The sequence below is a fragment of the Bacteroides sp. OM05-10AA genome, assembly GCF_003439055.1.
Lineage (GTDB): Bacteria > Bacteroidota > Bacteroidia > Bacteroidales > Bacteroidaceae > Bacteroides > Bacteroides intestinigallinarum.
Genome location: NZ_QSUR01000026.1, coordinates 60,259 through 72,634, shown reverse-complemented (window position 1 = coordinate 72,634; position 12,376 = coordinate 60,259). Strand labels below are relative to the sequence as shown.

At 41.6% G+C, this 12,376-nt stretch carries 7 protein-coding genes and 1 riboswitch; of the genes, 4 read left to right on the top strand and 3 right to left on the bottom strand.

What is annotated here, in order from left to right:
- The first annotated feature begins 11 nt into the window (after nt 1–11).
- Nucleotides 12–2,861 carry a glycoside hydrolase family 2 TIM barrel-domain containing protein gene (locus DXB58_RS18890; RefSeq protein ID WP_122137865.1) on the top strand — a complete coding sequence of 950 codons (2,850 nt, stop codon included), beginning with the start codon at nt 12–14 and terminating at the stop codon, nt 2,859–2,861.
- A gap of 84 nt (nt 2,862–2,945) precedes the next feature.
- On the opposite strand, the gene DXB58_RS18885 is transcribed toward DXB58_RS18890, so the two are convergent.
- Entirely contained in the window at nt 2,946–3,359 is a 414-nt protein-coding gene (locus DXB58_RS18885; protein WP_117933711.1) for an ACT domain-containing protein, read from the bottom strand.
- A gap of 179 nt (nt 3,360–3,538) precedes the next feature.
- On the opposite strand from DXB58_RS18885, the gene DXB58_RS18880 reads away from it, so the two are divergent.
- The 3 genes from DXB58_RS18880 (at nt 3,539) to mgtA (ending at nt 8,361) form a co-directional block, all read left to right on the top strand.
- A complete protein-coding gene (locus tag DXB58_RS18880) occupies nt 3,539–4,225 on the top strand; it encodes a response regulator transcription factor (protein ID WP_029425865.1) in 687 nt (228 codons plus the stop codon).
- The gene (locus DXB58_RS18875; RefSeq protein ID WP_122137864.1) at nt 4,222–5,589 is read left to right on the top strand and encodes a HAMP domain-containing sensor histidine kinase; all 1,368 of its coding nucleotides are present in this window, start codon (nt 4,222–4,224) and stop codon (nt 5,587–5,589) included. The genes DXB58_RS18880 and DXB58_RS18875 overlap by 4 nt, the downstream gene beginning before the upstream one ends.
- A gap of 120 nt (nt 5,590–5,709) precedes the next feature.
- The gene (gene mgtA / locus DXB58_RS18870) at nt 5,710–8,361 is read left to right on the top strand and encodes a magnesium-translocating P-type ATPase (RefSeq protein ID WP_122137863.1); all 2,652 of its coding nucleotides are present in this window, start codon (nt 5,710–5,712) and stop codon (nt 8,359–8,361) included.
- Nucleotides 8,362–8,456: 95 nt separating this feature from the next.
- Here the strand turns inward: mgtA and DXB58_RS18865 are convergent, their stop codons facing one another.
- Together DXB58_RS18865 and DXB58_RS18860 are read right to left on the bottom strand one after the other, a co-directional pair.
- A complete protein-coding gene (locus tag DXB58_RS18865) occupies nt 8,457–9,506 on the bottom strand; it encodes a ribonucleotide-diphosphate reductase subunit beta (RefSeq protein WP_117933715.1) in 1,050 nt (349 codons plus the stop codon).
- 24 nt (nt 9,507–9,530) lie between these two features.
- Nucleotides 9,531–12,050: a ribonucleoside-diphosphate reductase subunit alpha gene (locus DXB58_RS18860; protein ID WP_122137862.1), complete on the bottom strand. Its 2,520-nt coding sequence runs from the start codon at nt 12,048–12,050 to the stop codon at nt 9,531–9,533.
- Between the two features lie 61 nt (nt 12,051–12,111).
- Nucleotides 12,112–12,315, bottom strand: a riboswitch (cobalamin riboswitch).
- Nucleotides 12,316–12,376 lie beyond the last annotated feature (61 nt).

Here is a 12,376-nt window from a genome sequence, read left to right as displayed (position 1 = left end):
TAAAAGTAACAATGAAAAAAGTAACCACTTTATTATCAACCTTAGCGTTGGCAACTACCTTGGCTGCTCAAAACCTTCCACAAACGGAAAGGCAGTATCTCTCCGGTCACGGATGCGACGACATGGTTGAATGGGACTTCTTTTGTACCGACGGACGCAATTCCGGGAAATGGACGAAAATCGGTGTACCTTCCTGCTGGGAGCTGCAAGGATTCGGCACCTATCAGTATGGAATCACTTTCTATGGCAAACCATTCCCTGAAGGCGTTGCCAATGAAAAAGGTATGTATAAGTATGAGTTTGAAGTTCCGGAAAAATTCCGCGGCAAACAGGTGAATCTTGTATTCGAGGCTTCAATGACGGATACGGAAGTTAAAGTGAATGGACGCAAAGTGGGTTCCAAACATCAGGGAGCTTTCTATCGTTTTTCATATAACGTCACGGATTTCCTGAAATATGGTAAGAAAAACCTGTTGGAAGTCACTGTTGCCAAAGAGAGTGAAAATGCCAGTGTGAATCTGGCTGAACGTCGTGCTGATTATTGGAATTTTGGAGGTATCTTCCGTCCGGTATTCCTGGAGGTGAAACCTGCTGTAAACCTGCGACATATTGCTATTGATGCAAAGATGGATGGATCTTTCCGTGCCAACTGCTACACCAATATCTCCAATGACGGCATGAGTATTCGTACCCAGATTCTGGATAAAAAAGGAAAGAAGTTAGCGGAAACCACTGTACCCGTAAAAGCGGGTGGCGACTGGACTTCTCTGCAACTGAATGTCTCTAACCCTGCACTATGGACTGCGGAAACTCCGAATCTTTATAAAGCTCAATTCTCCCTGTTGGATAAGGACGGCAAAGTGCTGCATAGTGAAACGGAAAACTTTGGTTTCCGTACCATTGAAGTACGTGAAAGCGACGGACTTTATATAAACGGAGTGCGTATCAATGTACGTGGTGTCAATCGTCATAGCTTCCGTCCTGAAAGTGGCCGTACATTGAGTAAAGCGAAAAATATCGAAGATGTTCTTTTAATGAAAGACATGAACATGAATTCTGTTCGTTTGAGCCACTATCCGGCTGACCCGGAATTTCTGGAAGCTTGTGATTCTCTCGGACTTTATGTGATGGATGAATTGGGAGGCTGGCATGGCAAATATGATACGCCCACCGGAGTACGTCTGATTGAAGGCATGATAGAACGTGACGTGAATCATCCGTCTATTATCTGGTGGAGCAATGGTAATGAAAAAGGATGGAATACCGAATTGGACGGAGAGTTTCATAAATACGACCCGCAGAAACGTCCAGTTATTCACCCGCAAGGCAATTTCTCCGGTTTTGAAACAATGCATTACCGCTCTTATGGAGAAAGCCAGAACTATATGCGTTTGCCGGAAATCTTTATGCCTACAGAATTCTTGCATGGTTTGTACGATGGAGGTCATGGTGCCGGATTATATGATTATTGGGAAATGATGCGCAAGCATCCCCGTTGTATCGGTGGTTTCCTTTGGGTATTGGCAGACGAAGGAGTGAAGCGTGTGGATATGGATGGCTTCATTGATAATCAGGGAAATTTTGGAGCAGACGGTATTGTAGGACCACATCACGAAAAGGAGGGTAGCTACTACACTATCAAGCAGTTATGGAGTCCGATACAGATTATGAATACTTCTATCGACAGGCAATTTGACGGCAAATTCTCCGTAGAAAACCGTTATGATTATCTGAATCTGAATACCTGTCGTTTCCTTTGGAAGCAAGTGAAGTTTCCACAGGCAACGGATGCTTCTAATACCGCTGCTCAAGTGTTGAAAGAAGGAGAAGTGCAGGGTAGTGACGTGGCTGCTCATTCGGTAGGTGTCTTGGATATAAAAACAAATATCCTTGCCAATACAGATGCTCTTTACCTGACAGCTATTGATAAATACGGTCATGAACTTTGGCGTTGGACTTTCCCGGTTGATAAACTGAACCAGCGAACTGAACCGATCTCCCTCTTATCCATCCGTCCTACCTATACGGAAACTGAAAATGATCTCACAGTGAAGGCGAACAAGCGTACGTTCATCTTCTCAAAGAAAGACGGACAATTAAAAGGAGTATCTGTAGATAATCGTAAAATTAGTTTCGCCAATGGTCCCCGCTTCATTGGAGCCCGTCGTGCAGACCGCTCATTGGATCAATTCTATAACCATGATGATGAGAAAGCAAAAGAAAAAGACCGTACATATAGCGAATTCCTCGATGCTGCCGTATTTACGAAACTGGATGTAAAACAAGATGGAGGTGATCTGATTGTTACCGCCAATTACAAGCTGGGTAATTTAGATAAAGCTCAATGGACAATCAGCCCGAGTGGGGATTTGGTATTGGATTATACCTACAATTTCTCCGGTGTGGTGGATTTAATGGGTATTTGTTTCGATTATCCGGAAGATCAGGTAATCAGTAAACGCTGGTTGGGAGCCGGACCATATCGTGTATGGCAGAATCGTATTCATGGCACACAATACGATGTATGGGAAAACGACTATAACGACCCTATTCCCGGTGAAACTTTCACTTATCCCGAATTCAAAGGATATTTTGGCGATGTTTCCTGGATGAATATCCGGACGAAAGAGGGCATTATCAGCCTAACAAACGAAACTCCTGATGCTTATGTCGGAATATATCAGCCTCGTGACGGTCGCGACCGTTTGCTTTATACTCTTCCCGAGAGTGGAATTTCTCTTCTGAATGTGATTCCTCCGGTACGTAATAAAGTAAACTCCACCGATTTGTGTGGTCCTTCTTCACAACCAAAATGGGTAAATGGTCCACAAACCGGACGGATCGTTTTCCGGTTTATGTAAATAAATGATAAAGAGGTACTCATGTTATATTGAGTACCTCTTTATCATTTTATGCATATCAGTGAATTAAATGTTATACAGGTATTAGCCTCTTCGTGCCTGCTGCTGAAGTTCAAGTATAGCGTTCAATGCTTGTTCTGCTCTTTCTTTAGGCACAAAAATATGATCGTGATAATACGCTGCTACCACATTTGCACTAATGTTTTTCTCTGCAAGTTTAGCAGAGAAGGCGGCTGTTAAACCTACCGCATCCAAACTTGAATGTATATTGAGAGTAATAAGTCGATATACAGATTGGTAATCTATACCTTTGTTTATAGCATCTTTTTGATTAAGAATAAAAGTCATACCTTCTTTCTCCTGGAAAAATCCGATCGGGGTTAATTCACGAATCTTGTCCCAATCAAATAGTGGGAAAGAACAAAAGACAAAGTCACGTTCATCCAATACGGGTTCTATATTGGATAATAATATCTCTAATTTTTTAATACCTGACATGAGCTCAAATTGTGATGATAGCGCAAATATAACAAATATAAAATGGTTACAAGGTTCTTTCCTATGAAATGTGGTCTATACATCTATTCTCACCGATTTTTCAAGGAAAAAGACTATAAGTTAGGAATAATCATTATTTTTGTTTCGTTTTATACATCCAGATTAATGAATTCTTTCCTATGTACACAATACTAATAATAGAAGATGAACCCAGAGTTGCAAGTTTGCTGATGAACGGGCTGGAAGAAAATGGTTATCAGGCAATGGTGGCTTATGACGGATTGATGGGGTTACGGCTTTTCCAGGCCCATACATTCGATTTGGTCATATCTGACATCGTTCTACCCAAGATGGACGGATTTGAATTGGCGAAAGAAATTCGCAAAACCAATCCCCATATCCCTATATTAATGTTGACGGCATTAGGATCAACGAATGATAAACTGGACGGTTTCGATGCCGGTGCAGACGATTACATGGTGAAACCCTTTGATTTCAGAGAGTTGAATGCCAGAATCAAAGTACTATTGAAACGTGTGGCAGGCAATACACAGGAATTGCCGCAGGAACTTGTTTATGCAGATTTACGTATTGACCTTCAACGTAAGGACGTAGAACGAAACGGCATATCCATAAAACTTTCTCCTAAGGAATACAACTTGCTGTTATATATGGTAGAAAATGCTGAAAGAGTATTGAGCAGGGTTGAAATAGCAGAAAAAGTATGGAACACCCATTTTGATACAGGAACGAATTTCATAGATGTATATATCAACTATCTCCGTAAGAAGATAGACAGGGATTTTGAACCAAAACTTATTCATACCAAAGCGGGAATGGGTTTTATACTGACTGATAAGTTATGAAAATCAGAACAACACTGACCCTACAATATGCAGGGCTGACAGCTGCGGTATTCTTCATATTTGTCATAGCCGTCTACTATGTGAGTGAACATTCGCGTAGTAATGCTTTCTTTCGTAATCTTCAAAGTGAAGCTATAACCAAAGCACATTTATTCCTTAAAAATCAAGTAGATGCGCAAACTATGCAGTCTATTTATCTAAATAATCAGAAGTTTATTGATGAAGTAGAAGTTGCTGTATATACAACCGATTTTAAAATATTATATCACGATGCACTGCAGAACGATATTGTCAAGGAAACACCGGAGATGATAAAGCGAATTCTGAAACAGAGGGATATCAATTTCTATGTAGACGAATATCAGGCAGTAGGATTGGTGTATCCATTTGAAGGTAAAGATTATGTTGTTACCGCTGCCGCCTATGATGGTTACGGATACGCCAATCGGGATGCGCTAAGAAATATCCTCATTCTGTCATTTATAGGAGGATTGAGTGTATTGGTGATTGTGGGTTATGTCCTGTCTCGAAGCACTTTAAAACCAATACGCAGCATCGTCAAAGAAGCGGAGAAAATCACCGCATCGCGTATCGATAAAAGACTGCCCGTAAAAAATGAACAGGATGAACTGGGAGAATTAAGTACGACATTCAATGCTCTACTGGAACGTCTGGAGAAGTCTTTCAACTCACAGAAGATGTTTGTCAGTAATGTATCTCATGAATTGCGTACTCCCATGGCGGCCCTTACAGCCGAATTGGATTTAGCTTTATTGAAAGAACGTACCTCAAAGCAATATCAGATGGCTATTGGCAATGCTCTTCAAGACTCCCACCGAATTGTAAACCTGATTGACGGACTATTGAACCTGGCAAAAGCCGACTATCAGCCAGAACAGATAACAATGGAAGAGGTCCGTCTGGATGAACTGTTACTGGATGCCAGAGAACTGGTATTGAAAGCGCATCCGGATTATCATATCGAATTAGTCTTTGAACAGGAAGCCGAAGAGGATAATGTACTGACAGTCATCGGAAACAGCTATCTGCTGACTACCGCCTTTGTAAATCTGGTAGAGAATAACTGCAAATATTCTTCCAACCGGACTTCATCAGTCCTGATCGCCTATTGGGAACAATGGGCAATCATCCGCTTATCCGATAATGGTGTAGGAATGTCCGATGCAGATAAGGAAAACCTGTTTAAACTGTTTTATCGTGGAGAAAACAAGAATATTGCTCCCGGAAATGGTATAGGCATGACCCTGACACAAAAGATTATTCACCTTCACAAAGGCGAACTTACCGTATCTTCCCATAAGGATGAGGGCACTACCTTTGTGGTAAAACTCCCGCATATCTAAGAAATTCTAATCGTTTTCTAATACCACTCTAATCATTCTCTAACAGCTTCCTTGTGAAGTCCTTCTTACTTTTGCATCGAATTAATAAATGCAGTTAGTAACTTAAAAAAATTAGAGAGTATGGTATGGAAGAAAAAACTGCGTTCATCACAGTACACATTCAATTCAGAGAAAGTATTTTTGGTTGCCACACAACCCGGTAAGTCAATCTATTCATACTTGCAGACAACAAAGCTTGGATTAACGCTGGGAGAAGTGCAAGAGCGACAGTCCATCTATGGAAGAAACGAAGTGGTCCATGAACAAAAAAAGAACCCGTTTATACTGTTTATCAAAACGTTTATCAATCCTTTCATTGGTGTTCTGACCGGACTTGCCATTATATCCTTGTTTCTGGATGTATTGATGGCCGAACCCGGAGAACAGGAATGGACAGGGGTAATCATTATCTCATCCATGGTGATATTCAGCGCTATCCTGCGCTTCTGGCAGGAATGGCGAGCAAGTGAAGCTACGGATTCTTTAATGAAGATGGTAAAGAACACCTGTCTTGCCAAACGTGCCGGTGAACAGGAAGAAGAGATTGATATCACGGAACTCGTTCCGGGGGATATGGTGTATCTGGCAGCTGGGGATATGGTTCCCGCTGATATTCGGATCATCGATTCAAAAGACTTGTTTATCAGTCAGGCTTCATTGACAGGAGAGTCCGAGCCGATAGAGAAGTTTCCGGAGATACAGAGCCAGCAATTTCGGAAAGGAAGCGTCATAGAGTTGGACAATATTTGTTATATGGGTTCCAATGTGATAAGTGGCGCAGCAAAAGGTATTGTTTATGAAACAGGGAATAAAACATATCTGGGTACGATTGCAAAAAGTCTGGTTGGACACCGTGCCACTACAGCTTTTGATAAAGGTATTAGTAAAGTCAGCTTCTTGTTGATTCGCTTTATGCTGGTAATGGTTCCATTTGTGTTTTTCGTGAATGGTTTCACGAAAGGAGACTGGTTCGAGGCTTTCATTTTTGCCATATCCGTTGCAGTGGGGCTTACCCCGGAAATGTTGCCAATGATTGTGACTGCCAACCTTTCTAAAGGAGCGATAGCCATGTCCAAAAAGAAAACAATAGTAAAGAATCTCAATGCTATTCAGAATTTTGGAGCAATGGACATACTCTGTACTGATAAAACCGGTACATTGACTTGCGATAAAATCGTGCTGGAGAAATATATCAATGCAGATGGTAGCGACGACAACAGTAAACGTATTCTTCGTCATGCCTACTTTAACAGTTATTTCCAGACCGGTTTAAGAAATCTGATGGATAAAGCGATTCTTTCTCATGTAAGAGATCTGAATCTGGAACATTTGAAAGATGACTACACCAAAGTGGATGAAATACCTTTCGACTTTACACGCAGAAGAATGTCTGTTGTGATAGAAGACAAGCAAGGAAAACGGCAGATCATTACTAAAGGAGCGGTAGAAGAGATTCTCGATGTCTGTTCCTATGCCGAGTTCAACGGGCAGATTCATCCCTTGACTGATGCTTTGAAAATCAAAGCAAAGATGATTAGTGAAGAAATGAATCAGCAGGGAATGAGAGTGTTGGCAGTCTCCCAAAAAAGTTTTATCGAGAAAGATTGTAATTTTGCCATCGAAGATGAAAAAGAAATGGTACTGATCGGGTATCTTGCCTTTCTTGATCCTCCGAAGCCTTCTGCTGTTGAAGCCATCGAACAATTATATGCACATGGAGTAGCAGTTAAAATATTATCGGGAGATAATGATATCGTGGTAAAAGCCATTGCCCGGCAGGTCGGAATTGACACCAGTCATTTTCTTACCGGGATAGAAATAGAGAATATGGATGAAACGGTATTGAAAGAAGCGGTAAAGAATACCACTTTATTTTCAAAACTAACTCCATTGCAGAAGACACAAATCATCTCTCTATTACAGGAACAGGGCAATACAGTAGGATTTTTAGGAGATGGAATCAATGATGCAGGTGCCTTACGTCAGTCAGACATTGGCATATCTGTCGATTCTGCAGTGGATATAGCGAAAGAAAGCGCAGACATTATCCTGTTGGAAAAAGATTTGATGGTATTGGAAGACGGAGTGCTCGAAGGGAGAAAGACATTCGGCAATATCAATAAGTATATAAAGATGACTGCCAGTTCCAATTTTGGTAATATGTTCAGTGTGATGTTCGCCAGTGCATTCCTGCCGTTTCTGCCTATGATGCCGATACATCTGTTGATTCAGAACTTACTGTATGACATATCGCAGACAACCATTCCATTTGACCGTATGGACCCGGAGTTCCTGAAGAAACCCCGCAAATGGGATGCGTCCGATCTAAGTCGTTTTATGATTTATATAGGACCTATCAGTTCCATCTTCGATATTATTACGTATCTGGTCATGTGGTATGTGTTCAGCTGTAACAGTCCCGAACATCAAACACTGTTTCAGACCGGATGGTTTGTAGAAGGCTTGTTATCACAGACATTGATTGTCCACATGATACGTACCCGTAAGATACCGTTCATACAAAGCCGCGCCACATGGCCTGTAATGGGACTGACATTCTTAATCATGGCAATAGGTATTCTTATTCCTTTCACCGCTTTCGGACGTTCCATCGGGTTGACAGCTCTTCCTTTGAGCTATTTCCCCTGGCTGATTGGAATTTTGCTTTCTTACTGTATTCTGACACAAATAGTAAAGAACTGGTATATCAGGAAGTTTGTGCGTTGGCTATAAGAGAATCAATGCAGCATAAAGAGAAAGGGTCTGTAACATAGGAAACTCTATGTTTACAGACCCTTTTTTATGAATTAAGTCCGGAAAACAGACAATTACAAATCATCCTCAAGAGCCGTACTCTTGGCATAAGCTGTACTTTTGGCTTCAAAGAAATCTGTTTTCACCATATTGGCATTTGAATATTGCGATACCCAACGCATACTTTCAGGCTCCTTTTGATTGTCTTCATACAAGATGCCATACCCCAGACTGCTCCAGCGAAGATTACCCAGATAATGGATATAATCAGCAATCATTTGCTCATTAAGTCCTTGAATATGATTGCCTATCACATATTGTCCCCAGGCAATTTCCTGTTCCACTCCCTCACGCATCATCGCTTCATATACCTTTACTCTGTCCGGAGTGAACAATTCGGGTTCTTCTTTTTTCAGTTCCAGGATTATATTACGGAAAAGCCAAAGATGAGTATTCTCATCCCGGTTGATGTAACGGATTTCCTGTGCCGAACCGGACATCTTTCCGTTACGACTCAAATTATAAAAGAACATGAAGCCACTGTAGAAATAGATACCCTCCAAAATATAGTTGGCAATCAACGTTTTCATGAGCGTATATCCATCCTGGCTTTCCTGAAACTCATTATAGCAGTTTCCTATGAAAGTATTCCTTTTCAATAGATGCTCGTCAGTTTTCCATTGATAGAGAATTTCATTCCGTTTTTCGGGACTGCATATCGAATCGAGCATATAGCTGTAACTCTGACTGTGCACACACTCCTGAAAAGCTTGTATATGCAGACAAAGGTTCACCTCATTGGCCGTGATATATTCACTGATAGTTGGCAGGTTGTTGCTCTGCAAGGAGTCCAGGAATACAAGAAAGCTCAAAATCTTATCATAGGCAGTCCGTTCTGTCTGATCCAGACGCGGATAATCTTTAATATCCTGCGTCAGATTGATTTCTTCCGGTATCCAGAAGTTATTCATGGCTTGGCGATACCAGTCGCTTACCCATTTATACCGCATATTATTGAAATCATTCAGATTTGTTGTATTTCCGCCAATCATTTTTCTAAGGCGGGTTTCAGTATCGCCCGACGGATTGAATAAGGCGTTCTTTTTTAGTTTTATAGTTCCCATTTGTTTTTATTTATTTTTGATTTCTTATGATGCACAACTTTCACATTCTTCCACTTCCAAGGATTTACTGCGGACATAATAGACCGTTTTCACTCCACATTCCCAAGCTAATAGGTAGAGATTAAGTACCTGTTTCATTGTAAAATCATTGGTAATATAAAGATTTAGACTTTGTGACTGGTCAATGTGCAGCTGACGAATACCGGCAGCACGAATACTCCATGTCTGGTCAATCAGATATGCACCTTTGTATATCCAGAATGTCTTGTCCGACAAGGACGGAGCTACCCGTGGAAGCATGGCCCCTTTCTTCTCTTCCAGAAAGAAACGTTTCATCACCGGATCGGTTCCGGCAGTGGTTCCGGCAATAATACTGGTACTGCTGGTTGGAGCAATAGCTAATAGATAAGCATTACGCATGCCGTAATTAGCCACTTTTTCCGATAGTTCCTTCCAGGCAGATGAAGTATAGCCGCGTTTGGTGAAATAATCTCCGGTCTGCCAATCACTTCCCTCGAAATAGGTATATCTTCCTTTTTCTTTTGCCAGTTCTGCACTGGCTTCTATCGCGGCATAATTGATACGTTCAAACACTTTATCTATAAAGTTAAGATGTTCTTCACTTTCCCAACGAATTCCCCGTATGGCAAGTGCATGGTGATAACCGCTAACTCCAAGACCGATACTACGATAACGATGATTGGTTATTTGAGCATAAGGAATAGGGTAGAAGTTCAGGTCGATAACATTGTCAAGCGCACGAACCACTGTTGCTACCTTTTCTTTCATCAATTCTTCATCCTCCAACGGTAGATGCCCGAGAGAAAGACTGGCGAGATTGCACACGACGAAATCTCCGGGGCGAACCGTCTTTACTACTACCGTGTCACCATCTTCAGTACGAACTTCGGTAGAAACCGATTCAATAGCCGACATGTTCTGTGCGATTTCCGTGCATAGGTTTGAGCAATAGATAATCCCCTGATGAGCATTCGGATTGGCACGATTCACTATATCCCGGTTGAATGTAAAAGGAGTACCTGTTTCTACAGCCGATCTCAATACCAGTCTGACTATATCCTTGATGCTAATAGTTCGTCTGGAAAGACGTGGATCATTCACGCAATCCCAATACCTCTTTTCCCATTCTTCCCCGTAATAATCTTCCAGACAATATCCTTTGATAGTCATAATCTCATTCGGACAGAACAAATACCACTGCTTATTCAAATCTTCTTTTGCCATTTGCCAGAACAAGTCCGGATAGCATACGGAGGGAAATATATCATGAGCTTTCATGCGGTCATCCCCATTATTCGTACGGAGTTGAAGAAATTCCGGCAAGTCTTTATGCCATACATCCAGATATACAGCTACAGCCCCCTGACGCATTCCTAACTGATCGACGGCTACGGCAGTATCATTCACGAGTTTCATCCATCGGATTACTCCACCTGCCACACCTTTGAAACCTCGGATGTTTCCACCCGCAGCACGCACCTTCCCGAAATACATTCCCATACCTCCACCAAACTTGCTGACCATGGCAAAATTGTCTATACTGCGGTAAATGCCTTCCAAACTGTCAGGCACCGTATCAATAAAACAACTGGAAAGTTGATGATAAGGTTTACGGGCATTGGAAAGGGTAGGAGTTGCCATCGTTACTTCCAGCTTGCTCAATAAGTCATAGAACTTTCTTACCCATTGCAACCGATCGCGTTTCTCCGGCATGGCAAGATGTAAAGCTATCCCCAAGTACATTTCCTGCACAGACTCCATAGGTTCGTGTGAGTGAGTACGGATCAGGTAACGTTTGGAGAGCAGGTCCAGCCCTGAATAATTAAACAGTTTATCCCTTTCCGGACAGATAAATCCTGCAGCTTCTTCTATTTCCTGTTGTGAATAAGAATCCAGGATATAGCTGCCATATAAACCTTCATTCGTTAGATAACGTAATTTCTCATAGAATGAATGTATATCTGAAATTCTTGCCTGTTTTTCCTGCTTTTCTGTCAGTTGAAAGTTGAGTAACCGTGCGGCTATAAACTCCCAGTCCGGTGCTTCCTGCGTGGTCAGTTCTACCGCAGCTTTGACGAGTGCCGACAAGCGTTCGTCTGACGACATTTCCGGTTTGCAGAAACTGGAGAACTTTTCCGCCAACACAGTCAGACTATATTCATTACTGGTAAAGTCTTTCTGTATTTCCTTTAGCACATCCATTATTTGTGGATTGCCCGTCCCTGTGGTGATATCGTTGATCGCTTTTCTGCGCTCCGTGCGTTGCCAGCGATAGAGAATATAGTTTTTAGCTTCTGCATAAAAGCCATGCTCCATCAGGCAGCGTTCCACTTCATCCTGTATGCGCTCCACATTGCAGTTTGCACTATTACTATGTACAAACTGTTCTACTTCATTCACCATTTCCTGAATGGTTTCTTCTATTATTTCCTGGCCTGTACTGGCGAAGCTTTTTTTAATTGCAACGGCAATTTTCTCCCTGTTATAGGATTCCGTCGTCCCATTTCTTTTGGTTATTTGCATGAGAACTTTATAAAATATGTTGTTGTATAGTTTCGAACTGTATCCCTAATCCCACGAGTAGAAACAGTCTTTAATGAATGGCAGGTCTTCTGACTAACTCCCTTCCTGATCCCTTCCCGGCCTACAATTCACAGCCAGTGGCAAAAGTCTTTATCAGAAAGTTATAGAGATTCACAGCAGCGGGACTGTCCGGGATTTACACCCGGTTCCCTTTTAATCCAAAACAACCGAAAGGTCATCCGGAACCGATTCGGAAACAAAGATAATGAAAATTGTAATTAATACAATATTGTTTCCGTTTTATATAATATCATTTTGCATTATCT